The sequence below is a fragment of the Streptomyces sp. NRRL B-3229 genome, assembly GCF_000719505.1.
GTDB lineage: Bacteria > Actinomycetota > Actinomycetes > Streptomycetales > Streptomycetaceae > Streptomyces > Streptomyces griseorubiginosus.
In genome coordinates this window covers 20,882-45,906 of sequence record NZ_JOGP01000023.1, presented here as the reverse complement: position 1 = coordinate 45,906, position 25,025 = coordinate 20,882, and the positions used below count along the sequence as shown (strand labels likewise).

Here is a 25,025-nt window from a genome sequence, read left to right as displayed (position 1 = left end):
GGTCACAGCGGTGTCACAGACCGCACGAGCGTCCCCTGCCGGCCGGTGCTGGGGTGTGCCGGAGGTTCTCCCTACGGCTGCCCCCACCCGCGAAGGGCCCGCCAGCCCGAGTGACCCCGGCGCGGCGCCTGCCTAGCGTTGTGGCGCATGGCGCTCTTCCCTCTCATCCCGACGACACGCGGACGCGCAGGCGTGGCGGCCCTGCTGGCCGCTCTCGTCATGCCCGCCACTCCTGCCGCAGCGTTACCGGCCGCCGCACCACAGCCCGCCGCACCACTGCCCGCTGCCGCGCCCCAGCCCGCTCCACCGCAGCCCGCCGCCCGGCCCCACCCCGTCTGCGCACCTCACGCCGAACTGCGTCAGGCGCTGCGCACCCTGACCGGCCGGGACCGGATCGCCGGTGCCGCCGTTCTGGTCAAGAACACCAACGCGGGCAAGCCCTGCGGGAGTTGGTCCGAAAGTGCCGGTACGGCGGACCTGAGTACCGGTCGCCCCATGAACGCAACCGACCGACTGCGGGCGGGCAGTGTCACCAAGACGTTCACCGCGACGGTCGTCCTGCAACTCGCCGCCGAACACCGGCTTGCGCTCGACGCCCCCGTCGACCGCTACCTGCCGGGAGTTGTCCGGCGCAACGGATACGACGGCCGCCACATCACCGTGCGGCAGCTGCTGCGGCACACCAGCGGGCTGCCCGACTACCTCGACGCCCCGGAATGGGAGCACTTCCAACGCCTCCGGTACCGCCACTTCGAGCCACGCGAACTCGTCGCCCGCGCCCTCGACCTGCCTCGCCCGAGCGGGGCCTGGCACTACGCCACCACCAACTACCTCCTCGCGGGAATGATCATCCGTGAAGTCACCGGACACGCGCCGGAGGCAGAGATCACCCGCCGCGTCATCCGGCCCCTCGGACTGCGCGACACGTACTGGCCCGGGGACGAGATCCCCATCCGCGGACCGCACTCGCGCAGTTACTTCACGGCGGAGGACGGCCGTCTCACGGACGGCACCGCCTGGAACACGACCTTCGGCGGCGTCGGCGGCGCACTCGTCTCCTCGCCCGGCGACCTGAGCCGGTTCATCAGCGCGCTGTTCGGCGGCCGGCTGCTGCCCGCGGCCCAACTCGCCGAGATGCGGCGCACGGTGGCCGCCGACCCCGACCGCCTCTGGCCCGGCGCCCGGTACGGGCTCGGCCTGATCTCCTCCCCGCTGCGCTGCGGCGGCCGGTGGTGGGGACACGCCGGGACCGTTCCCGGAGGCCACCGGGCACTGACCGCGGTGGGGCCGGGCGGACGGACCGTCGCCGTCGCGCTCAACGAGGTACCGGCCACGCTCCAGGCCGAACAGGACTTCCTCGACGTCGTACAGACCGCGTTCTGCGAAGACCCGCCCTCCCGGGCGACACCCACGATCGAAGGGAAACGTCAGTGATCCGCTCCACCCCCTCGCCGCACGGCACTTCGGCAACGGTGAGGAAAGCCGCCCTGGGCCTGGCCACCCTCACCCTCGCCCTGACCGCATTACCTGCCACGGCTCTTCCGGCCCGAGCGGCCTCCGACCCCCTCGCCCGCTTTCACCATCAGCGCCTCGACTGGATGAGCTGCGTGCGCGGCCCCGGCGACGCGACAGGCAAGGAGCTCGAGCAGGCAGGTGCCCAATGCGCAGACGTGCGGGTGCCGTTGGACTACGGCGACCCCGGCGGCCGTACGATCACCGTCGCGATCTCCCGGATCCGCGCCACCGACACCCGCCACCGCGTCGGTCCGCTCCTGCTCAACGGCGGTGGCCCCGGCGGGCAGACGCTCGGCGACCCGCCGTGGGTCCGCGCCGCGATGAAGGATGTCGCCGCACGCTACGACGTGGTCGGTGTTGACCCCCGCTTCGTCGGCCGGAGCACCCCACTGGACTGCCACTGGCCGACCGGCTCCGCGTTCCGGAGCGCGGGGGTCGACCGGGCCGGCTTCGACCGGAACACGGCCTTCGCCAAGGACCTCGCCGAGCGCTGCCGACACCACGCGGCGGACGTCCTGCCGTACGCCACCACCCGCAACACGGCACGCGACCTCGACGTGATCCGTGCCGCGCTCGGTGAGCGACGGATCTCGTACCTGGGCTATTCGTACGGCAGTTACCTCGGCGAGGTGTACACCACGATGTTTCCCCGCCGAATCGAGCGGGTCGTCCTGGACGGTGTCATCGACCCGGCCCGCTACGGACCGCGCCTGCTGCGAGGCACTGAGAAGGCCAACCGCCATGCCCTGAACGACTGGGCCTCATGGGCCGCCACCCGCAACGAGACGTATGGCTTGGGCAGCACCCGTGGGGCGGTGCTGGCGAACGTGGACCGCGTCCAGGGCGCCGCCGCCCGGACCCCCCTGCGGCTGGGGGAGTACCGGGTGGACGAACACGTCGTTCCCCTGGTCGTGTTCAACGGCCTCTCGCAGGACAACGACAGCGCCTACGGGGACTTCGCGCAGGGAGTCCAGGACCTGCTGCGCGCGGCACAGGGTCGGCAGGTCACCCCGTCGCCCTGGCTCGGCGAGGCCCTCACGTTCATGCTGACCGGCAGCGACTCCCCCTACGGCAGCGTCCAGACCGCCATCCTGTGCGGTGACGCAGCCGCCCCGAGGGACCCGGAGGTCTACTGGCGTGACGTCCAACGGGCGCGTGAGCGTGATCCGTTGCTCGGCCCCGTCACCAACAACCTCAACCCGTGCGCCTTCTGGGATCCGCCCCGCGAACGCCCGACCTCCATCCGGCACGACCTCCCCGCCCTGCTCGTCAACGCCACGGGAGACCCGCGCACCACGTACGACGGAGCGACCGCGGTACACCGCAGGTGGCCCTCCTCCCGCCTGGTCACCCTGCGCGGCGCCGACCAGCACGCGGTGTACGGCGTCTACGGCTCACCCTGCGTCGACACCACGGTCAACGCCTACCTCGCCACCGGGCGCCTCCCTGCCAAGGACCTGACCTGCGCCGCGCGTCCCTCGGGCACCCGCCCGTAAGGTCACCGCCGCAACTGCTGGAGCAGCATGGTCGATGAGGAACCGGCAGGTCGACCGGGTCAGGGAAAGGGCCTTGCAACGCCACGGGGGAACAGCGTTGCAAGGCCCTACGCCCCGCATGCCCGGCGTCATACAGATCATGCGCCTGAGTCGGCTTCTTTTCGTCCCACGGGTGCATGCGCTGGTGGCCATGCGTGTGTCAGCCCAGATGCCGGGCGAAGAACCGCAGCGAGTCGTCCATCTCGAACCGTGGCAGATCTCCGTGCTTGCCCGGGTTGGCGTGCAGTGTCTTCTCCGTCGAGCCGATGGCGTCGTACAAGGCCAGGCTCTGTGCACGGGGCATCAGCTCGTCGTCCCACTGGACCAGGAACTGCACCGGCGCGAGGATCTGCGCGGCGGCCTCCGTCAGCACGGGGGACCCTTGCAGGCCCAGCACCGCGGCGCGGACTCGAGGCTCCGCGGCGACGAACGGCATGCCGAGCGCACAGCCCAGCGACATTCCCCAGTAGCCGACCGGTCCAGCGCCGACGTGGTCGAGGTGCTGAACGGCGGTGAGGACCGCCTGCCAGTCCGCGACGGTCTGCCCCACCACCAGTCTGTACAGGGCGGTGTCCAGCGAAGCCGTGTCCTCGCCCGCGGTCACGCGCGCCCGGTATTCGGCCGCGAGCCGGTCGAACTCCGGAGCCGTCGACCGCTCGCCGTGGTTGGGCACGTCGATCGCGGCGACCGCGAACCCACCCTCGGCGGCGAAGCGACGTGCGCGAGCCAGGATGCCGGGAGTCTTCTTGTGCTGCCCGCCGCCGTGTCCCATGAGGATCAGCGGGCGAGTGCCGTGGGCGCCCTCCGGCGTCCACAGCACTCCGGGCACCTCGCCGAGCGTGAAGGGCTGTTCGACCACGTCGGCCGTTGACGTTCTGGAGTGGATTCGCACAGCGCTGAGGGTCTCACCTCGGCCCGTCGGCCTGTCGCCTGTCCTTCCCCCGGGTCACTGCTGAGGCGGCGTATCGTCCCTCCCGGTGGGCCCGGCGGCCGCCGTACCGTCACTATGGGACTCGCCGGCCGTGATCTGAGGAGGCTGACCTCATGGCAGTGGTCGTCTGGATCGTCGAGGGCAATTGGCCCGCCTGCGTGGACGCCGCCCGCGTCCTGGCCCCGGCGGACGCCGACGTCGTGCTGCTGCACGTCAACCCGGCGGACGTGCCGGGAGTCGCGCACGGCGCCTTCGCGGGGCTGCTCGGTCGCGGCCACCCCGAGCGGGACCCCGGCACGCGCCTGGAAGAACTCGCCGCCGTCTCCGCGCAGGAACTCCTCCAGGCCGCTGCCGATCGGCTCGGGCGCCCCAGCACGCGGGTCGAACGCACCGGACGTCTGGAGCGGGAGGTCGTCGCCGCGGCCGAGGGCGCCGATCTGTTGATTCTGGCCCGCGACGGCGATCGTTCCCGTGTCGGTCCGCGCAGCCTGGGACCGGCGAGCCGGTTCGTCGTCGACCACGCTCCTTGCCCCGTGCTCCTGGTCTGGCCGGAGTCACCGCCCGGGCTCCGCACGATGCCGCCCCCGCCACCGCATCCCTGACAACTGGGCCGCCCGGTCGCGGTCGACGCCGGCGGTCAGTTCGCAGACCCGGCCAGGTGGGGCTCAGGTGGTGGCGTCCGGTCCGGTGGGGCCGGCCGCTCGTGCTCTTCTCTCGGTCGCCGTCGCGGTCGTCTGTGATTCTGCCGTCTCCCGATGCGTGGTCGCGGCACCCGTGGCGGGCTGGGCCGTGAGGTACTCGAGCGTGCCGGTGATGCTGAGCAGCTGGTCGAGCTGCGCGGGCCGGTCGTCCAGGTGCAGCCGTACCCGTGCGGCGTTGGCCCGGCGGCCGATCATCAACAGAATCGACAGTCCCATGGAGTCGACCATGCCGATTCCCGCACAGAGCAGGTGCAGGTCTTCGAGACCCGGTCGGGCCGAAAGCCGGGCGGTCGCCTCCTCCAGCAGGTGGTCGGCGGTGTCGTAGTCGAGATCCCCGGTGATCTCGATGCGGACCGCATGCCTGGTCTCGACGGTGGTCAGGTGGAGTGCGGGAGGCAGGATGGTCATGCGGGTGTCCCGGCTGTGGGGCGGTCGGTGGTGAGGGCTTCGATGCCGCGCTTGAGTATGCGCGAGGCCCGGGGGAAGTCCTTGAGCTCGCGGGCCAGGAGGTCCAGGGCCGGAGGCAGCGACTGCGCGTGCACTTTCCTCGCGCGGAGCACCCGGTCGGTCCAGGTGATGAACCCGGTGAAGAGGGTGTCGTCGCCGAGGTAGAGGGCGGCGGCGAGGAACTCCACGATCTGGGCGAGGTCTTCGGCCGTGCGCTCGCGCTGCATGTCGTCGTAGGCCCGCATCGCCGGGAGCGCGTCCTGGAGGGCGAGGAAGACGGACCGCACCAGGGAGGCGCTGCTGCGGGCGACCAACGTGTACTCCTGGTCGACCAGATGCGGCAGGTCTTCCAACTGCTGGTGATCGGTCCGCGGGCGTGGCAGCGGCCCCTCGGCGAGCCGGTCGGCGGCGGCACGCGCGTCCGGGGCCCACGCCTGGGCGCCGAGCAACCGGGCGTAGCGGCCGTCGTATCCGAACGCGGCGCCGCCGACCAGGACGGGGACCCCGATGGCCTGACACGCGGTGATGGCCGCATGAGCGGTGGGAAGCCTGGTGGCGATCGAACTGGACAGGGCCACCGCGTCGGCCTTCGTGGTGTGCAGATGGGAGATGAGGTGCGGTGCGGGCACCTGCGCTCCGAGGTAGTCGACCTGCCAGCCGCGCAGCTTCAGCACCTCGGCCAGCAGCCGGGCGGGCAGCGCGTGCCATTCGCCGTCCACGCACGCCACCGTGATCCGGCCTCGGCAGGGTGTCCTGCGGGCGCCGGCGGAGCGCAGGGCGAGTGCGGTCACGGCGCGTTCGTTGATGGCCGTCGCGGCGTGTTCCTGCGCGACACTGATGCGGTTCGCGGCCCATTCCTCACCGACTCTGCCCTGGACCGTCGCGATCACGTCCAGGAGGACGGACTCGGGGTCCAGGCCCTCGTCCAGAGCTCGCAGGACGACGTCGGTGGCGGTGTGCTCGTCTCCGGCCGCCACGGCGTTCCACAGCCGGTCGGCCAGTTCGCGGACGGGGACGGCTGCGGAGAAGCGGGGCGAAGCGCTCGTGCTCATGCGGTGTACCTGCCCCGGGTGTGGCCGTTCACCGCGCTCAGATGGTGAGTGCGCGGTGCGGAGATCGCGACGACGGCCATGTCGTCGTGGTCGCGGTTGCCCAGCCACTGGGAGGCGAGCATCTGGACGTGCTCCACGATGCCCTCCGCCGGCATACCGGCGCACTCCGCCAGGGCACGCTTGAGGCGTTCCTCACCGAAGAGGACGTCACCCAGCGGGCCGCCCCTGGCATCGGTGATTCCGTCGGTGTAGAGGATGCAGGACTCCCCGGGGGCGAGCGCGACGGTCGTGGTGCGGGCACTGATGTCCGGCAGGGCCCCGACCAGGGTGCCGCGGGTGTCGGCTTCCTCGACCGTTCCGTTCGCGCGGATGATCAGGGGATGCGGGTGACCGGCACTGGTCAGCCGCACACGCACCTCGTTGCCCTTGCGGACTGCGGACGCCAGGACCAGTGTCGCGAACCGGGTGTGGTGCGAGCTGAGCAGTGCGGTGTTCAGCAGGGTGAGCATCCGCTGGTGATCGTCGGCCAGGGGCAGCAGCGCGTGCAGGGTGTTGCGGATCTTGCCCGTCAGGACGGCGGCCTCCAGACCCTTGCCGCACACGTCACCCAGCGCCACCAGCGACGGCTCCCCCTCCGCGACGCCGGGGTGCACGTCGTAGAAGTCCCCGCCGATCCGCTCGTGATCCGCCGACGGGCGGTAGCTGCCGGCGAAGTCCACACCGGAGATCTGGTGCAGCACGGGGGGAAGCAGGTCCCGCATCAGGACCTCGGTGATGGCCGTCTGCTCCGCGTACAGGCGGGCGGCTGACATCGCCGCTCCGGCACGTGCGGCGAAAAGGCGGGCGAACACCTCTTCCTCTTCGGTGAAGGCGGCGCTGCCCTCCTTGCGCAGCAGGACCAGCGCACCGGCCGGGACACCGTGCCCGGGCAAGGGAGTGATCACTATGGCCCCGATGGGACCGAAGCCCTCGGGAATCATCCAGCGTGGCGCAGCGGAAGCGTCGATCCACCGGGAGGGAACCGGCGGGAACCCGCGCAGGGCCTCACCCAGACCGGGGACCTCGTCAGGGTCGACCATTTCCTGGGAGGTGGTGGGGGTGCCGCCACGCGAGCAGGACACCACGGGCAACCGGCGCCCGCGGGCGGGAGCGATCGCCAGGACCGCGTCGGCGAGGTGATCGGCGGCCATCTGCGCCGTCACGTCCATGCAGCGCCCCAGGTTGAGCGAGGACAGCAGGGTGCTGGACGCCGCCGCGAGGAACGCCGTCTGCTCCCGCTCCATGCGCAGGGCTTCACGGGCCAGCTGGTGGTCGGTGTCGTCCACCAGCCACCACGCCATCGTGCCGTCGCCCCGCAGGCTGAAGTGCGCCTCGAAACGACGCCCTTCGATCACGCCGGACAGCGGCACCCCGGGCTCCCGCCCGCCCTCCGGGCCGGCCGGGCACATCGACCGGTGGGCCGAGGCGAGCCAGTCCGGGACGACATCGGCAAGCTGTGCTCCGGGGCAGGCTGCGGGCAGCAAGACCTGAGCGGCTTCGTTGCGCTGCGTGAGGACACCGGCCGCGTCAGCGACCAGTACCGGGTAGGGGGCCCTGCCCCACGGGAAGTCCGGCTCCGCGCCTACGCCCGCCTGCGCCCGAGTAGAAACCAAATGTCGAGGACCCGCTGCGCGAATCCCTCACCTCGCCCACCCCAGAGAAATCATTGTCTTCGGGCAACCATCTCTCGTGGATGTCCGTCTGGCAAGTCGCTCTCCGTATCTACGCACACATGAAGGTGCAGGGTGCATAAATCACCTCAGAGGCGTCTTGCAAGGGGCTTCGGACCGGTGGACGGGCCCTGCCGCCGGAGCGCCGCAGCCGCAGCGGCCCAGGAATTCACCCGTGAGCGTGAACTGGGGTGTCTTGGCTCACGCTGATCCCGCCTCCGACGACGGCCAGTCGGCGTCGGGGATCGAGCGGCGAGTTCCGCCCCAGGACCGCGTTCCCGAGAGGTGCCTGTGTCGATGCCCTCCGGATCACGATGCGTTCCCCCCAAGCGGCGCCCGCGTGCCGGACGGCGCCTGGCGGCGCGGCGCGGCTCCCGTCGTGGACGCCGTGCGGCAAGGATGACGGGTCATGACGATCGTGTTCCGGGTCCCTGCCGGCGGTGCCGAGCGGGTGGCGTTCGCCTACTCGCCGACGATGGAAGCCGTACTGAGTCTCCATGTGCTGGTGGAGCCCAAGCACCACCCCGTCCAGCACGGCTGGGTGCGTGCGATGCGCAAGCTGTCCCCGGCGCTGAAGCGGGAGATCGAGGCGTTCGCCTTCGCGGTGCGCTCGTACTTCCCCGAGTTCCTCTTTCCGCAGCCGACCGGCCGACTGACGGACTTCGAGGGCGAACTGGCCGGCCTGCGCCAGGCGGATCCGGAGCTGGTCCGCCTGGAGTTCGCCGTCCCTCTGCTCACGCCCTGGCCGGGCAGCGGCGCGGGCAGGGATCCGCAGGTGCTGCATCAACCCGAAGTACGCCGACTGCTGCGGGATCGCCTCGCACGGGAAAGCGACGAAGCGATGGCCACGATGCTCCTCGACGACCCCCGCGCGCTGCTCGAACGGTTCCTGAGCATGCTGGAGCGCTACTGGCGGGAGGCGTTCGAGGAGGAATGGGCACGGCTCGAACCCGGCCTCGCCGCCGGCGTCAGTGAGGCCGGACACCAGATCGAGGAACGCGGCCTCTACGGGATGCTCCGTGGCCTGTGGCCGGAGGTGCGCAGCGACCGGCAGGCCGAACGCTTCTGGCTGGAGCGGCCGCACGACCACGAGGTCGCCATCGGTCCGGACGACATCCTCGTCCTGGCCCCCAGCGCCTATGTGTGGCCGCACGTACGCGTCAACTGCGACGGTCCCTGGCCTCTCGGCCTCGTCTTCCCGGTCTCCTCCATCGCCCGGGAAGCCCGCCCGAGGATTCCCCCCACCCAACTCGTCGGCACCTTGCGGGCGCTCGCCGACGACACCCGGCTGCGCGCCCTCCGGCTGATCGCCGAACGCCCGCGCAGCACCCAGGAGTTGGCCCCGCTCGTCGGTGTCAGCGAGGCGGCCCTGTCCAAGCACCTGCGCGTGCTGGCGGACGCGGGCCTGCTGGAGCGCCGCCGCGAGGGCTACTACGTCCTGTACCGGCTCGCGCCCGGCCAGGTGACGGGCCTGACTCCCAGCCTGGAAAGCTTCCTGCACGGCGACGGCGACGACGGCGAGGCGACTGATTAGCCATGTGCCTAATAAGTGGATCAGACCTGCGACCGGGCCCGACAGTGGCCGCATGTCACTGCTGAAGGACCGCAACTTCCTGCTTCTCTTCGCAGGCCAGGGCATCTCCCGCTTCGGCGACGGCCTGTACACCGCCGCGACGGCCTGGCTGGCCTGGTCGCTGACGAAGGACCCCACGGCCGTCGCTGTGGTGAGCGTCTCCGCGTTCGCACCCGCCTTCGTGGCCACCTTCGTCGTCGCCTCGTACGCCGACCGCGGCGACCGCAGGAAGCTGATGATCGCCACCGACCTGGCCCGGGTCGTCGTGGTGGCCGCGGCTTCGGTCCTGCTCTCCCTCGACCTGCTGAATCTGCCCGTGCTCGTGGCCACCACGGCGCTGCTGGCGCTGATCGGCGCCCCGTTCGCCCCGGCCCGCAACGCCATCGTCACGCAGATCGTGCCGGACGACCGCCTCCAGCAGGCCAACGGGCTGCTGCAAGTCGCCTTCCGGGCCGCCTTCTTCGTCGGCCCGCTGATGCTCGCGCCGCTGCTGGCCTTCGGCTCACTCCAGTCCGTGCTGGTGGTCAACGGACTGACCTTCCTGGGCTCGGCGGCCGCCGTGGCCGCCATCCGCGTGACCCGCCCGACCCCGACCGGCGCCCGGACGGGGCTGTGGTCCGATCTCGGCGCAGGGCTCAGGGCAGTGCGGGCCGCTCCCGACGTACTCGTGGTCATCGTGACCTTTGTGCTCGCCCTCGCCCTGACCAACGGGTTCCTGACCGTCGGCCTTGTCGCGGTCGTGGGGCAGGGCGGCCAGTACGGTCTGTTCCTCGGCGTCGCCGGGGTCGCCGAAGTGGTGGGCGCCCTGCTCCTGACCGGCCTGCGCATCCGGAGACTCGCACTGGCCGCGGTGCTGGCGTGGGCCCTGCTCGGGATGTTCCGGGCTCCACTGGGAACGGTCACCTCCCCTGCCCTGACAGTGGTCCTGTTGACCGTCACGGGGCTGGCCTCGGCCCTCACGGACATCCCCTTGATCGCGCTCGTGCAGCAGCGCATACCGAGCCGTCATCTGGCGAAGACGCTCGGCCTGTGGGAGGCCGGGGTGGCAGGAGCCCTGGCGATCTCCCCCTTCGTGGCCTCGACCGCCATCACCCTCGCCGGAGTCGAGAACGCCTTCCTGCTCTCGGGTGCCGCCGTGCTCCTCCTGACCGTGACCGCCACGCTGGCCCTCGCATACGTCGGCGCACGGCAGCGCGGTCAGGAGCCCGTCGTCACGGCCGAGGGCGGGGCAAGCGTTTCGGCGCCGAAAGGGACAGCGGTTACCACGGGCACATCGGAATGAGTCCGCGTGTGGTGCGAGACGCGGTGACTCCACCATCGTGCGCGCATCACTACGGGGGCGGGCGGGCGGACTGACCCGCCCCGCCGCTTGCCGCGCCGAAGGGGGGACCACTTGCCAGAACATCGGGACGAGCGGCCGTAAAGCCTCCTCGGCCGCCAGGCGGAGACGGCGAGCGAGACGAGGGCCCGGGCCGCGCAGCTCGTCCTGGGTCCCGTCTTCGAACAGATCTCACCCAGAGCAGGCACGACGCTGGGCCGATCGCCGCCTCGTAGGAAGTGGCGGTTGTCGTACCTGGTGGCGATGCCTTGGAAGTGCTTCAGGCTGGTGAAACACCGCTCCACGGTGTTGCGTCGAGGGTCTGTCTCGCGGTCGACGGCGTTCAGGTCCTCCTTGGTCGGCAGACACCGGTAGAGGGTCATCGCGCCGGCGCCCAGTTCCTCGGCGATGCGCTCACGGCTGTACGTGGGCGCCGGTCCACGCGCCCCTCTTTCCCGTTGCAACCAGATGATCGGATCCGGCTCGGCCATGCCGTCCTTGGTAATTGCGTACGCCTTGCTCGCTTATGTGCGGTGCCAGCTCCTTGCTCCTCCGCGTACCGACCCTGCCGAGACGGCTCGGCGGGGTCGTCGGACCGGCGAAGCTCGCCGAAGCCATCCGTGCCGTGGCCGCCGCCCGGCAGTCAGCCGACCCCGAACTGGGCCTGGACGCCCTCCGGGACCCCGCCGGTCAGCCAGACAGCCAAGCTGCTCTTCCTTGCTCTGACCGAATTCGTTTTCGCACGCGCGGGTCGAACCGGGCTGGCGACAGGACTCCAGAGCCGCCGCGGCCGTAAATACCGCGTGCGCGTCGTAGCATGCCGTCGTCGGGCGACCCGGGGTGGACGCATTCCGCGACCCGCCGTAGCAACTCGCACTCGTGGTGGGGTCCTGGCGGGCCCCGCACCGCACCCTCGCGGCACCGCCCGTGGCGTGGGACATTCGGCCGCCTTCCCCGCCCAGGTCGTCTTCTCAGGGGGAAACGGTCATGGTGCGGAATCGGAACGGTGTTTTTTCCGTACGGTTTCGTAATCGACCGGATCGCGGGCCGTTAATTCCCGGTTTCCGGTCGGGGAGGAAAAGGGCATGGTGCATTCCCGTTGTCCGCCGTTACCGTCGGTGGACGGGGAGGCGGGAACGGGGGATGGGGGCGGGGTCGGACATGGCCGAGCTCATGGGGGACGGATCACGTGTCGACCGGTTGGTCTCGCTGCTGCTCACCGAAGAGCGGGGTGTCGATCCCGCCGCGGCGTGGGCCGGGCCGGATCCGTCCGGCGGTGAGGAGCGGGGCCGCCTCGACACCTGGCTCGCGGCGGCAGCAGCACTGACCGCCGGGGAGCCGAAGCGGGCCCTGGCCGTCATGGAGGGGCCGTCGCCCGCACCGCACGCCCTCACCCGCGCGCTGCGAGCCGCCGCGCACGCCATGGACACGAACTGGCGGCCCGGCGGATGCCTCGGTCAGCTGCGGACCGAGGCCACGACCACGGTGGCCGGGCCAGTCGCCGACGAGCGGCTGCGGCTGTGCGCGCACCTGGCCGGACAGTGCCTACCCGTCCTGTTCGCCGCGCGGACGACACTCGGGCAGGCGACGACGGGCGAGGCCGCACTCGAAGAGGCGGCCCGGTACGGAGAGCGGCCCGAGGGCGCCGAGTGGGACTTCTCGGAGGGCGTCGAAGAACCGCTGAGGTGGTTCGACGGCCTGTACGAACCTATCGCCGAGGCCGCTCACGAGGAGAGCGCGGCCTGCCATCTCCTGCTCGCGGCGGATCTGCGCGTCAGGGCGGGCGCCCGGCAGGCCGCCACCCCGCTGCTGAACGCCGGACTGCGGCCCGCCGACCGGCATCCCGCCCTGGCCGGTCTGGCCGAACTGCTGCAAGGCGACTGGGAGTTGGGCCCTCCGGGCACCGCGGAACAGTGCGTCGTCCCACCAGACAAACCCACCCCGTCGGGGCTCGCCGTGGCCGCCAAGCGCTACACGAGCGCGGAAGCCGCCTACCGCGAGGCGAAGTCACTGCGCGGACAGGCCGCGGCGCTGCTGCGTCTCGCGCACGTCCACCGGCTGCGCGGCGAGACCACGGCGTGCCGCGCGACCGTGGCCGCGTCGCTCACCGCCGCGGTCGAGGCCGGCGACGAAGCCTGCGCGGCCCTGCTGCGGGTCCATCAGCTGCTCGACCTGATCGCCACCGACTCCAGGTCCCCGCGGGAGGCCGAGGTCGCCAGGGCCGTGGCGGCATGGTCCACCACGGTTGGCAGCACGTCGTGGGCGCGAGGACTGTCCCAGCTCGTCCAGGCCCGTGCGGAATCCTGGAACGCGCAGGGGTACGTCGTACGCGGCGGCCGTGCCACGACCCTGGCCCGACTGCTGACCCCGGACCGGGACGCCGGCACCGCGAACTCCGTCACCGCGCACTCCGGGACCGCGCACTCGGGCACCGGGCACTCCGACGCCCCGCTGCCGACGGCCACCTACGCCGCGGCACGGCACCGGCTGGCCGCGCTCGTCACCTGCGACCTGGAGCAGCAGGAGCATCTCGACCACATCAGGCACCGCACCGGTCGGGGCGAGCCGCCCGACCTCGCGCACTGCCTCGGTGTCATCCGCGAGGCCCAGGTATTCCACCACCAGGCCTCGGCCCTGCGGGACCCCGACGTGATGGCCGCCGCGCGCACACGCATCGCACATGCCCTCGGCCTCGGCGAACTGCGGGTGGCGGGCCTCGGCACCCTCGCCGACGGGCCGTTGGCCGACGTCTTCGCCTCCCTCCGCTCCGATCTGGCGGCCTGCCCGGCCCAGGAGGCCCTGTTCCGGTCCCGGCGGTCGCGTGCGGCGGGACTTGAGGAGGAGGCGGACCGGCTCGCCGGCGAAGCGTTGGCGCAGGCCGGGCAGATCCCGCAGGAGCCCCTGCGCGGTCTCGTCCGGTGCGCCGCTCTCGCCGATCTCGGCCGCTGGGAGACGGCCCGCTCCGAGGCCGCCGCGCTCGAGCCCCGGCTCACCGCCCTCCAGGCGGCCACCCTGTGGGTCCGGCTGGGCCGTCCCGAACGGGCACGCAGGCACCTTCCGCTCATCGGCGACGCAGGTCCCGACCAGGAGCACCCCTGGGAACGCGCCGCCCTGCACGCCGACCTGGCCCTGGCTGAGGGCGCCCACGCGGACGCCGCCGACCAGGCGCTGCGCGGGCTCGCGGGGTACGAGGAACAACGGGGCAGGCTGGCCAGGGACACCCTGCGCGCATCCTTCGCCGACGACCCGGTGCCGGCCGGGCTCCACCATGCGGCCGTCCTCTCCCTGCTGCTGCCCGGTGGGCGGGATGCGGCGGCCGCCGCCTTCACCCGGGCCGAACGCGTCCGCGCGGGGTTCCTCGGCGCTGTCCGCGCCCTCGACGCCGCGGGCACGGACCGGGAGGACCGCGCGGCAGTCAGCAACTGGCTCGCGGCCGAGGCCCGCTGGGCCGCGGAATACGAGGATCACCTGGGTGCCGTCCGCCGCACGGCGGCCTCCGGTGCGCCCGGCGGCCGGCCGGAGGGGGCGGGCGAGCGGCTGTCCGGGGGTGCGTTGCCGCGGGCGGCCGAGCGGCGGGCACGCATCGCGGCGGTCGACCAGGCGCTGGCCGCCGCCGAGACGGCCGTACGGATACGGGTCCCGGCCGCGCTCACCCCCGTCGGCGACGACGTGGTGCCCGACGCGGCGGCCGTGGCCGAGGCACTGCCCCCGGACACCGTGCTGCTCGCCCAGCACCTCTTCGACGACGTGCTGGTCGGCTGGGCCATGACCCGCGACAGGCTGCTGGTCGAGCGGGAGACGGCCCCTCCCGGCCGGTACCGGCTCGCCCACCACGTCGTGGCGACGGCCCGCCGGTACCGCGACTGGTGCGCCGCCACCGGGGACGGCGCACCCGCGGGAGCCGACGGACGCCGACTCGCCGACTGGCTGCTGCGGCCCTTCGCGCCCCTCCTGCGGCAGTGCCGGCGGGTGATCGTGGTGCCGCCCCCGGCGCTCGCCCTGCTGCCGTTCCACGCGCTGCCCTGGAGCGGAGACGTCCTCGGGGCCACCCACGAGGTGTCGTACCTGCCCGCCGCGGCCCAGCTCACGCGGCGCCGCGCCCAGCGACCGGACCGGCCGTGGAGCCGACTCGGGGCCCTCCTCGTCGGTGCCCCCGCGAGCGACCCCCGCCACGGACTGCCGGAACTCCCCGGCACCGCCGTCGAGACCGCCGAGATCGCCCGGCTGCTGCCCGGCAGCCGGTTGTTGACGGGCGCCCGGGCGACCCGCGCCGCAGTGGTGGAGGCGGCGCCCGCCCATGACGTGCTGCACCTCGCCACCCACGGCCTGATCGACGAACTCGCCCCGAACCGCAGCCGGTTGCCGCTGGCCGGCGACGACTCCCTCGGCCTCGCCGACCTCCTGTCCATGGCGCGGGACCCGCAGCTGCTCGTGCTGTCCGCCTGCGACACCGGGCGGGGCAGGGCCACGGCGGGCGGTGACGTCCTGGGGCTGACCCGAGCTGCCCAGGTCATCGGTGCCCGGCACACGGTGGTCTCGCTCTGGCCGGTGCACGACAGCGTCGGCTGCCTGGTGATCACCAGGATGTACCGGCACCTGCTCGTGCACCCGGCCGCGCACGTGGGCCACGCGCTGGCCCTGGCCCAACGCGAGGTGCGCGCCCTGTCCGCTGCGGAACGGGGCGAGGAGTTCCGCCTCCTCGCGAGCCGGGCCGGGGTCGATCCGGGACCACGGGCCCGGGCTCGCTCCTGGTCCCGCTCCTGGTCCCGCGGCGAGCCGCCCGGACCGTCGCGGGACAGCGAACCGGTGCGGCGCCCTGCCGCGACCGAACGGCACCCGTACCACTGGGCGCCCTTCATCCATGTGGGGGTGTGAGATGACCTTGAGAGCCCTGCTGATCGGCGCCCAGACCTACGGTCTGACCGGCGTGCACGCCGACGTCGAACTGATGCACCGGGTCCTCGTGGACCGCGGGTTCACCGACCTGGACGTCCGTACCGGGGACAAGGCCCGGTACGCGGGCATCACCGAGGGCATGGCCCGGCTGCGCCGCGTCGTCCGGCCGGACGACGGGGTCGTCGTCTACTACTCGGGGCACGGCGGACTGACGGACGGACTGCAATACCTGGTGCCCGTCGACATGGGCGAGAGCACCTCCACCGACTTCCGCGGCTACCTGGCGGAGGAACTCACCGCCGCCGTACGCGCCCTTACGGCGGTCACGCGCAACGTCACCTGTGTCCTCGACTGCTGTCACTCGGGAGGCGCGGTACGGGAGGCCGCGTACGACTCCGGCCGGTGGGCGCTGAAGTCCGTACAGCTGCCGCGCGTCCCCCCGGACGCGGCACTCGCCCGCGCGGCGCTTCTGGCCGGCCCGGACGACCCGCTGGTGCCGGACGTCGTACGGCTGACGGCCTGCGAGCAGCACGGTTCGGCGTACGAGGCCGAACTGCGGTACGGAGCCGGTCGGCAGGGAGTGTTCACCGCGGCGCTCGCCGACCTGCTCGACGCCACAGCGGACCGTCCGATTCCCTGGGCCGGGGTGGTGGCCCGGGCCCGTGACCGGATCAAGCAGCAGCAGGTGCTCCAGTGGCCCGACGCGGGCGGGCCCTCGGGGCGGCTGCCGTTCTCGCTGGAGGAACCCTCCGAGCCGGAGCGGCTTCCCCTGGAACGGCGGGAGGGCCGGTTCCGGGTGCCCGGCGGTGCCCTGTTCGGGCTCGGCCCCGAGGACGAGCTCAGCCTGGTGTTCCCCGACGACACCGCGCCTCGCGAGGACGGCGGGACGTCGGTGCCGGCGACCGTGGAGGAGATGCGCGGGGGCGACGCGGTGCTGCGGGCGAAGCCGGCGCCGTCTCCGCAGGCGGACGAGCTGTCCGGCGCACTGGTGCCGCCGGGCTCGTACGCGCTGGCCGTGCGGGTGCACGACCGCCGGCAGGTCCTGATCGACGCCGTCGGGCCCTTCGCCGACGCCGTGCGCGAGGAACTCACCCACTCTCCACGGCTCGCGGAGACCCGCGAGGCGCACACGGCCTTCGCCGTCGTACGCGTCCGCGACGGCCGACCCGAGGTGCTGGACCGCGCGGGCCTGCCCGTGCGCAGGCCGACCGACCCGGCGTACGGCGACCCCTCCCGGCTGCTGGCGCTCGTGGACGAACTGGCCAGGGGCGAGCGGGTGCGGTGGCTGCGCGACCCGCAGGACGCGAGCCGCCTCGACGCCGCGGCGGACGTCCTGTTCGAGGCCCGGCGGACCACGGGGGACGGCGGCTGGCGGACGCTCGGGCCCATGGGCGAGCGCCTGCACGACGGCGACCTCTACCGCGTCACGGTGCACAACCGCTCCTGGACGCCCCTGTACTTCTGGGTGCTGGGGGTCGGACTGAGCGGCCGCACCTCCCTGGTGACGAACGACCAGCCCAGCGGCTACCGGGTGGAGCCCGGCAGCCACCGCGCGACCGCCCCCGTGCGGGTGTACTGGCCCGCCGACGTACCGGAGACGGGTCCCCGCCCGGAGACGATCCACCTGATCGCGGGCGACCGCCGGATGGACCTCGGCGCGCTCGCCTCGCGCGAGGCCCGCGACCGGTCCGCGTCCACGGCCGCACCCGCCCTGGGCGCACTGCTCCAGGAGGTCTGGGACGCCGTGCGGGACCAACGGCTGGACGGGGACGAGGAGTTCCACTACCGGGTGTGGACCGTGTACGCCGACGCGCTGCCCCGCCCCCGCGGGGGCGGCGCGTGACCCCCTCGGCCCGCCTAGGCGCGCCGGGGACGGCGGCTGCGGGGACCCGGCCGTCAGTGACGGTCCGGGCCCCCGCGTCGTCCCCCGAGATGCCAGAGTGCGGCACATGCGGCGGCCGTCTCCCCGCAGTACTGCGGAATGCGGTCGGAGAATCCCACAACTCGGCCCTCGGCGCGCGGGATTGTCTCCTGTCCGCCCCAACCTGGTGGAAAGGAGGGGCTGTTCGCTGTCCGGCGGATACGATGCGGTACGTCGCCAATGCCGGAGAAAGCCGGGTTTTCTGGAGAGGTGCCGCGATGTCGCAGAGGCGGACGGAGAGCCCCGGAGCTGTCGACCGGTGGTCGCACGGCACGTTCCTGGCCGAGCTGGCGCACTGCCCGGAGGTCGTCAAGGCCCTGCTCTCGCTGGGGACACCGCGCTCGTACGACGCGGGCGAACACCTCCTGATCGAGGGCATGCGGGAGACCTTCGTGCTGCTGCTCCTCGACGGGGTCACCAAGGTCACCGCGACCGCGGAGAATGGGAACACCGCGCTGCTGGCCATCCGGCTCGGCGGGGATCTGGTCGGGGAGTTCGCCGCCTTCGACAACCGGCCCAGGTCGGCCAGTGTCACCGCCGCCGGGGCCGTGACCGCCCGGCGCATCGGACAGCGTGACTTCCTGGAGTGCCTGGACGGCTGCCCGGCCGCGGCGCTGGCCGTCAGCCGCATGCTGGTGCGCAAGAACAGGTGGTCGGTGCGGCGCCGGGGCGACTTCGGGGGCTGTCCGGTGGCGACCCGGGTCGCCCGCGTCCTGCTCGACCTGGTGGAGGACTACGGCGAACCGCAGCAGGGGGGCGTGCTGATAGGGCCGCGGCTGACCCAGGCGGAGCTCGCCGGGCTCGTCGGCGCGAGAGAGCGCCGGGTGCACCACGCGCTCGGCGAACTGGCCGGCCAGGGAGTCATACGGGTCGGCTACGGCCGGACCACCGTCCTGTCTCTCCCGGGCCTGCGCCGGGCCGCGCTGCTGACGGTGCCCGACGGCGACTGAGGGGGCGAGGGGAAGGGGGGTGCTTGGGTGTCGGGGGATGTGCAGTTCGGGCGTGGGGCGGAGGGGGTGGTCGCCGGGGCGGGGGCGGAACGAGGGGCGAGGGATCTGGACGTGCGTGGGGCGAATGCACCGGGCTCGACGGGGGTGGGTCCGGGGCCAGCCTCCGCTCCTCTCCTTATCGTCCGACAACTGCTGCCGCCTGCGCGGGCGGAGGCGAGGGAGAGGTGCGGGGTGTGCGGGCCTGTGGATGTGAGGCGTGGGGGCGCGTGTGTTGTGGGGCACCGGGGGGGGCGGGCGGATGTGCTGTGTGCCGGGTGGGGTGAGGGGGGCCGGCGGCGCGGGCCAGTGGATGTGATCCAGAGGTCAGACGGACGTGCGGTGTGGGCGCCGGGTCGGTGCGTGCCGTAGGGGCCCGCGGGTTCGGTGGACGTGAGGCGTGAGATCGGGGGGCTGGTGGATGGGGGACGTGGGCATGAGGGGGAGCGGGCGGATGTGGGACAGCGGGACGGCATCTCCGGGTGCGGACGGTGGGCGCGGCGACGGTGGAACGGGTCGGCGCCGCGTCGACCCCGTGCAGGACGACATCCTCGCCGCGTCCGATCTGCTCGCCGTTGACGCGGTGGTCCCCAAGGGAGGAGGGGAGCCCGTCCGCGACCGCGTGGGCGGTGTCTTTCTCGGGCGACCGCTCGCCTACGCCCTGCCGGACCCCGCCCGCCCGGGAGCGAGAGCGGACGCGCACCGCGAACTCCTGGTCTGCTTCCCCTTCGACCTGGAGGAGTTGCCCGACGGACGCCGCTACGAACAAGTCACCCTCACCGTCGACCTGGCCGACGACACGCACGCGCTGAGGCTCGACCCCGCCCCGGGCACCGTCACCGCCGACGGAACGGAGATCTCCGTGTTCGGGCTCGGCAGACCACGGCTCCGCTGGACCTTCCGGGCCCGCGGCCGCGGCGGCGCGCTCCGCCCCGACGGGCGGTGGGTCCAGGCGCTGGTGCGCTTGCCCGCGTCCTCGGCGGACCTGTCCGGCCGGGTCAGCCTGAGCACGACGACCGTGCAGCCCGTACTGGGCGGCACGCTGCGCCGCAGGACCGCGGAGACGCCGTACGACACTCCGTTCCGCATCCGGGCGGTGGACACATGGACGGCACTCACCTCGCTCACGCACCAGCAGGCGGCCCCCGGGGCCTGGGCGCTGGCCGCGTACGAGGACGAGACGCCGGGCGCCGGTGCCGGGGAGACGGACGAGGAGCGGCTTCCGCCGGGGTTGCGCCGACTGTGCCTGGCCGTCGACATCGAGAAGTACAGCGCCCGCGACAACGCCGACATGGTCCGGTTGCAGCGCGTGCTGCTGCGCACCCTGCGCACGGCCTGCGAGCGGGCCGGCGCCGTCTGGGAGCGCTGCGGGCGGCAGGCCCAGGGCGACGGCTATCTTCTGGTCCTGGAACCGGACATCGACGAGACCAGGGTCGTACCCGCGCTCCTGGCAGGGCTGACGGCAGGCCTGGCGGCGGCCAACGAACGGGCGCCCGCGGCCGGCCGGGCTGCGGCCGGGACGGGCTCGGAGGGCGGCCAGGCCGGCGTCCGGATGCGGGCCAGCCTGCACCAGGGCATCGTGCACGAGGCGGACAGCGGATACGCGGGCTCCGCCGTGGTCGCCCTCTTCCGCGTACTCGACTCCCCACCCGTACGCCGCGTTCTGGCCGCGTCCCCCGACGCCGACCTCGTGGCCGCCTTCTCGGACCCGCTCTACCAGGATCTCGTCGGCACCGGCTACCAGGGGCTGTCGGCCGCCGGTTTCGAGAGGGTGGAGATCGAGATCGCGGCCAAGAACTTCAGCGGCGTCGCGTGGGTGCGCGCGATGCGCTCCGCGGCCGAAGGGTGATGCGTCCAAGTGTGTTCTCGTCCCCGTCGGCAGTACCGGCCCCATCCGCCCCACCTGTCCCATCGGCCCAATCGGCAAAGGAGCCGACATGAGTGACACGACGTCGGCGGACGCGCTGGCCATGGTCATCGCACGCACTACGCAGGCCATCGAGATGGCAGGCCCGCACGACAGCGTGTCCTGGGTCTTCGCGCGCTGCTGGATGCGGGCCACCCGCTACGAGACGATCACCAAGAACCCCGTGGACATCGACGCGGCCCTCGACGACATCGACGACCTGCCGGCGGACCTGCCCGGCCGGGCCAAACTGGCCGCGGTGCTGGCGACCGCCCTCGTCAGGTCGGGTGAGCTCGTGGGATCCGCGCGCATGCCCCGCGCGATGGGGCTCGTGGACATCGCCGACACGGACCCGTCCCCCCTCGCGGACTGGCCCGCCACGTCCGCCGCGCTGCGGGCCATGGACCTGCTCCTGGCCTGGCAGCAGAACCGGCCCGGATTCAGTCCGCGTGCCGCGCTGCGGGAACTGGAGCGGTACACGCGGATCGTCGGCGACACCCAGCCCCAGGCCACCATGGTCGACGCGGCACGGCGGGGTCTCCAGCATCTGGTCGTCCAGGACGACATGGACCCGTCGGCGGCCCGGCAACTGGCCGAGGATGCCCGCGCGTTCGCGGACGGCCTGGACCCGCGGTCCCCGATGTTCGACCGCGGGGCGATGATGGCACTGCTCCAGGAGGCGAGCGCCAGGGCCATGCGCGGGGACCACGCGGGAGCCATGGAGAGGCTGGAGGAAGTGCGCGCGGACTCGCTCCGGCTGCCCGTCGGCGATCCGCTGCGGATGGCGGTGGACGAGGCGTGGAACCAGATCGCCCCGTTCCTGCGGATGCTCCAGCCCGACGGCATGAGGGGCGGGCCCGCACACCGTGGGCAGTTCGTGAACCCGGCCGGCGAGGACCAGTTGCGCGTCTTCCGCCAGATGGCCGACCAGGCCGGAATCCCGGACAACGAACGCGCCCTCAGGCTGTCTCAGCTCGCCCTCGCCGAACTGGCCACGGACACCCCGCAGTCGGTGGACAGCGCGGTGCGCCACCTCACCGACACCCTGTCGGTCGCCTCCGAACACGACCCGCGACGCACGTACTACTTGATGTTCGCCGGGGTCGCGCACCTGCGCAAGGTCGAGATGACCGGTGACCGGAACCACCTCAGGGCCGCCACGGAACTGCTGGAACAGGCCTGGCGGCAGGCCGGGTCCAGCACTCATGCGCTGTGGACCACGACCGCGATGCCGCTGGCCCACGCCTACCGCCTCGCCGGCCGCAATGATCTGGGCCGCTCGACCGCGCTGAGCGGACTGCGCGGGCACGCCTGGAGCGTGCTGCTTCAGTCGACGCCCGACGAGATGCAGGCCACCGCCCGTGACGCGGCCGGCGACGCCCTGGACACGGCGCGGCTGTGCCTGATGGACCACGATCCGGAAGGCGCTGCCGCCGCTCTGGACGCGGGCCGCGGTCTGATCCTCTACGCCACGACCGAGACCCGGGACCTGGAGGCACGGCTCACCGCCGGGGGCGACGCGGACCTGGCCCGGGAGTGGGCCCAGGCACAGCGGAGCCACCTGCCGGACGACGTGCCGGGCGAGCTGCGGCGCCGGGTCATCGGCGCGCTGGCGGGTGTCGAGCTGGCGGCCGACGGTTCCCCGGCCGCCAGTCCGGGCCAGGGCACGACCCGGCTGCTCGACCCGCCGCAGACCCACGAGACGAGGGCGGCCCTGCGCGCGCTCGGCATGGACGCGCTGGTCTACCTGGTACCGGGCGACGAGCTCAACGGGGCCGCCGTGGTCATCCCGGCCGACGCGCCCCCGAGCTGGTGCCTGTTGCCGAAGCTGAACGACACCGGCATCGCGGCGTTCGAGTCGTTCCTCTTCGACGCGGCGCAGGGCATGGAGGGCGCGGACGCCCGCACCCGCGACAGTGCCCTGCTCGGCGCGCGGGACAGGGCACCGCAAGTGCTCGACGAGATCTGCGAGTGGGCGTGGGAGGCGGCGATCGGACCGCTCGTCGAGCGCCACCTCGACCTGCCCGCGGACCGCCCCGCGCGACTGGCGCTGGTGCCCGTACGGGAACTGGCCCGCGTGCCGTGGCACGCGGCCCGCACCAGGTCGGGGGACGGGACGTGGCGCTACGCCATGGAGCGCGTCGTCTTCTCCTACGCGCCGTCCGCCCGCCTGCTGTGCGAGTCGGCCTGGCACGACCCGGTATCCCTCACCACCAGGGGGCTGGTGGTCGGCGATCCCGACACCGCCGGACAGGCGCGGGATCTGCCCGCCGCGCGCCTGGAAGCGCTGGCGATCAAGGACTGCTTCTATCCGGACGCGCGATACGTCGGCAGGCTGCCCGACGGAGAGCTGAGCCAGGAAGGAGCGGGCACCCGCGACGAGGTGCTGCGCTGGCTCGCCGACCCCGACGGCGGCACCGTGATGCACCTGGCCTGCCACGGCATCGTCGAGCAGACCCGTGCGGCGGGGGACAGCTCCTATCTGCTGCTCCACGGCGGGGAACACCTCGCGGCCGAACGGCTGGTGCGGACCCTGGGCACCGGCCCCGACCGCGGCATCGCGCTCGCGGTCCTGGCCGCGTGCAGCACCGGCCGGTCCGGACGCGGCTACGACGAGGCGTTCAGCCTGAGCACCACCCTGCTGGCCGGCCGGGTCCGCTCGGTGGTCAGCGCCACATGGAGCGTGCCGGACGAGGCGACCTCCGTGCTCATGTTCATGTTCCACCACTTCCTCAGGGAGGAGGGCCTGGCACCCGCCGACGCCCTGCGCACGGCACAGCTGTGCATGGTCGGCCACCACAAGCCCCCGGAGGCCATGCCGAAACGCCTGCGCGCCCAACTGCGCGGCCACGAACAGTCGGACGTCGTGTCCTGGGCGGCCTTCGTACACACCGGACGGTGAACACCGCCGCCCCCGGCCCCGTCACCGGGCCCCGGCCGCTTCACCGCGTGGAAACGCGGCCGGGGACGCCGAGGAGCCGTAGCGGTCGGCACCGAGACACCAGTCGACCAGCGAGGCGATGCCGGCGTCCACCCGCTCGTCCTCGGCGATGACCGCCGCCGTGAAGAAGAAGCGCACCTCGCGGTACTCCATCTCCATGGCGCGGACCAGATTGCCCAGGCCCAGCACGTCGACGAGCCAGGCGCGGACGGACGCACTGTCCTCGGCCTGGTGGTCGCCCAGCAGCGAGTGCCGTCGCAGCACGTCGTACTTGCTGACGGCCACCGCGAGCCGGGACCGGGAGAGGGCGCCGTTCATCCGCTTGGTCGTCTGCGTGCTCTGGTTGAAGACGAGCTGGGGATCGACCGGGGAGGCGAGGGCGCGGTCCACGAGGGCCTGTCGGCCGCTGGACAGGCCCTGCCAGAAGGCGGTCACCGACAGCGGATCGAGGACGAAGACGAAGGTGCGCGCGGTCCGCGCGTACCGCAGGGCGTCCGTGTCCTCCACCTTGGTGTAGCGCTCTCCGGCGGTGTCGAAGATGTGCACGAGCCGGCGGGCCCGCCGTCTGCCCAGCAGCAGCGAGTGCGCGCGTGGCAGGGCCCGCTGGGTTCCGAGCGTGTTGCCCCGGATGCTCAACACCTCCCGCAGCACCTCGTAGTTGTCCGCGGTGTTCCGGTCGGCGAACCCGGCCGGGGGACCACCGCGGGCGGCCGCGTCGAACAGAGTCATCAGCATCGCGGCCATCAACTGCGTCTTGCCGGCGGCGGTTCCGCCCACGATCGGCAGCACGGTCTCCGCGACCAGACCGGTGCTGTCGCTCAGCAGGCCCTCACAGTACGGGCAGATGCCCTGTAGTCGGTGACTGCCGGTCATGATCAGCGTCGGCAGCTTGCGGCCGCAGGCACAGCGGCGTCTGAGGACGCCGTAGCGGCCGGGCCGGATGTCCTGGTGCCGGCGCCGGCATCCGTCGCCCGGGCACTCGTATTGCGGGTACTCCACCAACTCGTAGCACTGCGGGCAGACCATGCCGTGGTGCAGTCCCTTGGCCCGCAGCACCGCACGGTCCACGGCGCGCAGCGTGTCGGCCGTCATCCGGACCACGCCCTGCGCCAGATACACCAGGAACGTGTGCAGAAGCACCAGGAGGGCGAGGAGCAGCGCGGACGTCCCGGCGCCGAGCACCAGGCCGAGGTACAGGGTCAGTCCGAAGGGCACGGCGGCCATCCGGTGGGTGCGGGGCTGGGTGAAGTACTGCACGGTCGTCCTGCTGAAGGCCTGCGAGACGGTCCAGCGGAAGCGGCCCAGAGTCAGCAGGCACGCGGTGCGCAGATCACGGGTTGCGGGGCCGTGGAAGTACTGCCGGTGGGCGGGTTCCGGTTCTTCCTCCGGGCGGTACGGCGGCAGGCTCCGGACCTGGTACTCGGGTGTGCGCCGGTGTACCACTCCCACCAGGATGCGGACGTGGTGCCACAGCAGTTGCCCTGTCAGCCCGAGAGCGCGGCCGACCGCGATGAGAGGGACCACTGCCAGGTAGAGGACGAGCGCGGCCGCATACAGGATGCCCAGCAGCGTGTACATGATGAGTTCGGCCATC

15 protein-coding genes are annotated in these 25,025 nt (G+C 72.7%); 10 read left to right on the top strand and 5 right to left on the bottom strand.

Annotation, left to right across the window (positions count from 1 at the left end):
• Window positions 1-147: 147 nt before the first annotated feature.
• Both IF54_RS0130890 and IF54_RS0130885 read left to right on the top strand, forming a co-directional pair.
• Window positions 148-1,434: a serine hydrolase domain-containing protein gene (locus IF54_RS0130890; protein WP_051735599.1), complete on the top strand. Its 1,287-nt coding sequence runs from the start codon at window positions 148-150 to the stop codon at window positions 1,432-1,434.
• On the top strand, window positions 1,431-3,011 hold the full coding sequence (locus IF54_RS0130885; RefSeq protein ID WP_030324737.1) for an alpha/beta hydrolase: 1,581 nt from the start codon (window positions 1,431-1,433) through the stop codon (window positions 3,009-3,011). The genes IF54_RS0130890 and IF54_RS0130885 overlap by 4 nt, the downstream gene beginning before the upstream one ends.
• A gap of 199 nt (window positions 3,012-3,210) precedes the next feature.
• Here IF54_RS0130885 and IF54_RS0130880 read toward each other — a convergent pair whose 3' ends face one another.
• The gene (locus IF54_RS0130880; protein ID WP_030324735.1) at window positions 3,211-3,942 is read right to left on the bottom strand and encodes a dienelactone hydrolase family protein; all 732 of its coding nucleotides are present in this window, start codon (window positions 3,940-3,942) and stop codon (window positions 3,211-3,213) included.
• Window positions 3,943-4,094: 152 nt separating this feature from the next.
• Between IF54_RS0130880 and IF54_RS0130875 the strand changes: the two genes are divergently transcribed.
• Window positions 4,095-4,583 (top strand): universal stress protein, encoded by a 489-nt coding sequence (locus IF54_RS0130875; protein ID WP_030324734.1) that lies wholly within the window; start codon window positions 4,095-4,097, stop codon window positions 4,581-4,583.
• A 63-nt stretch (window positions 4,584-4,646) separates the two neighbouring features.
• Here IF54_RS0130875 and IF54_RS0130870 read toward each other — a convergent pair whose 3' ends face one another.
• From IF54_RS0130870 to IF54_RS0130860, 3 genes are read right to left on the bottom strand one after another with little or no spacing between them, the layout of a single operon-like run.
• Window positions 4,647-5,090 (bottom strand): STAS domain-containing protein, encoded by a 444-nt coding sequence (locus IF54_RS0130870; RefSeq protein ID WP_030324731.1) that lies wholly within the window; start codon window positions 5,088-5,090, stop codon window positions 4,647-4,649.
• Window positions 5,087-6,181 carry a cobalamin B12-binding domain-containing protein gene (locus tag IF54_RS0130865; RefSeq protein WP_030324729.1) on the bottom strand — a complete coding sequence of 365 codons (1,095 nt, stop codon included), beginning with the start codon at window positions 6,179-6,181 and terminating at the stop codon, window positions 5,087-5,089. Before IF54_RS0130865 ends, IF54_RS0130870 begins: the two co-directional genes overlap by 4 nt.
• Window positions 6,178-7,758, bottom strand: coding sequence for a PP2C family protein-serine/threonine phosphatase (locus IF54_RS0130860; RefSeq protein WP_030324727.1), 1,581 nt, complete (start codon window positions 7,756-7,758; stop codon window positions 6,178-6,180). The genes IF54_RS0130865 and IF54_RS0130860 overlap by 4 nt, the downstream gene beginning before the upstream one ends.
• Window positions 7,759-8,299: 541 nt before the next feature.
• Between IF54_RS0130860 and IF54_RS0130855 the strand changes: the two genes are divergently transcribed.
• The 7 genes from IF54_RS0130855 (at window position 8,300) to IF54_RS40595 (ending at window position 23,392) form a co-directional block, all read left to right on the top strand.
• Entirely contained in the window at window positions 8,300-9,424 is a 1,125-nt protein-coding gene (locus tag IF54_RS0130855; RefSeq protein WP_030324725.1) for an ArsR/SmtB family transcription factor, read from the top strand.
• A 52-nt stretch (window positions 9,425-9,476) separates the two neighbouring features.
• Window positions 9,477-10,745: an MFS transporter gene (locus IF54_RS0130850; protein WP_030324723.1), complete on the top strand. Its 1,269-nt coding sequence runs from the start codon at window positions 9,477-9,479 to the stop codon at window positions 10,743-10,745.
• A 1,197-nt stretch (window positions 10,746-11,942) separates the two neighbouring features.
• Entirely contained in the window at window positions 11,943-15,656 is a 3,714-nt protein-coding gene (locus IF54_RS0130845; protein ID WP_159002238.1) for a CHAT domain-containing protein, read from the top strand.
• A 1-nt stretch (window position 15,657) separates the two neighbouring features.
• Complete coding sequence (locus tag IF54_RS42390; protein ID WP_030324719.1) at window positions 15,658-17,520, top strand: caspase family protein; 1,863 nt, start codon at window positions 15,658-15,660, stop codon at window positions 17,518-17,520.
• Window positions 17,521-17,816: 296 nt separating this feature from the next.
• Entirely contained in the window at window positions 17,817-18,548 is a 732-nt protein-coding gene (locus tag IF54_RS0130835) for a Crp/Fnr family transcriptional regulator (RefSeq protein ID WP_037820829.1), read from the top strand.
• A gap of 571 nt (window positions 18,549-19,119) precedes the next feature.
• Complete coding sequence (locus tag IF54_RS40600; RefSeq protein WP_030324716.1) at window positions 19,120-20,433, top strand: hypothetical protein; 1,314 nt, start codon at window positions 19,120-19,122, stop codon at window positions 20,431-20,433.
• 88 nt (window positions 20,434-20,521) lie between these two features.
• On the top strand, window positions 20,522-23,392 hold the full coding sequence (locus IF54_RS40595) for a CHAT domain-containing protein (RefSeq protein WP_051735598.1): 2,871 nt from the start codon (window positions 20,522-20,524) through the stop codon (window positions 23,390-23,392).
• A 21-nt stretch (window positions 23,393-23,413) separates the two neighbouring features.
• Here the strand turns inward: IF54_RS40595 and IF54_RS0130820 are convergent, their stop codons facing one another.
• Window positions 23,414-25,024, bottom strand: coding sequence for a TRAFAC clade GTPase domain-containing protein (locus IF54_RS0130820; RefSeq protein ID WP_063754983.1), 1,611 nt, complete (start codon window positions 25,022-25,024; stop codon window positions 23,414-23,416).
• Window position 25,025 lies beyond the last annotated feature (1 nt).

Coding starts and splice junctions, on each gene's coding strand:
- IF54_RS0130855 (WP_030324725.1), top strand. CDS start 8,300: ATGACGATCGTGTTCCGGGTCCCTGCCGGCGGTGCCGAGCGGGTGGCG.
- IF54_RS0130850 (WP_030324723.1), top strand. CDS start 9,477: ATGTCACTGCTGAAGGACCGCAACTTCCTGCTTCTCTTCGCAGGCCAG.
- IF54_RS0130835 (WP_037820829.1), top strand. CDS start 17,817: ATGTCGCAGAGGCGGACGGAGAGCCCCGGAGCTGTCGACCGGTGGTCG.
- IF54_RS0130870 (WP_030324731.1), bottom strand. CDS start 5,090: ATGACCATCCTGCCTCCCGCACTCCACCTGACCACCGTCGAGACCAGG.
- IF54_RS0130845 (WP_159002238.1), top strand. CDS start 11,943: ATGGCCGAGCTCATGGGGGACGGATCACGTGTCGACCGGTTGGTCTCG.
- IF54_RS0130875 (WP_030324734.1), top strand. CDS start 4,095: ATGGCAGTGGTCGTCTGGATCGTCGAGGGCAATTGGCCCGCCTGCGTG.
- IF54_RS40595 (WP_051735598.1), top strand. CDS start 20,522: ATGAGTGACACGACGTCGGCGGACGCGCTGGCCATGGTCATCGCACGC.
- IF54_RS0130820 (WP_063754983.1), bottom strand. CDS start 25,024: ATGGCCGAACTCATCATGTACACGCTGCTGGGCATCCTGTATGCGGCC.
- IF54_RS0130890 (WP_051735599.1), top strand. CDS start 148: ATGGCGCTCTTCCCTCTCATCCCGACGACACGCGGACGCGCAGGCGTG.
- IF54_RS42390 (WP_030324719.1), top strand. CDS start 15,658: ATGACCTTGAGAGCCCTGCTGATCGGCGCCCAGACCTACGGTCTGACC.
- IF54_RS0130865 (WP_030324729.1), bottom strand. CDS start 6,181: ATGAGCACGAGCGCTTCGCCCCGCTTCTCCGCAGCCGTCCCCGTCCGC.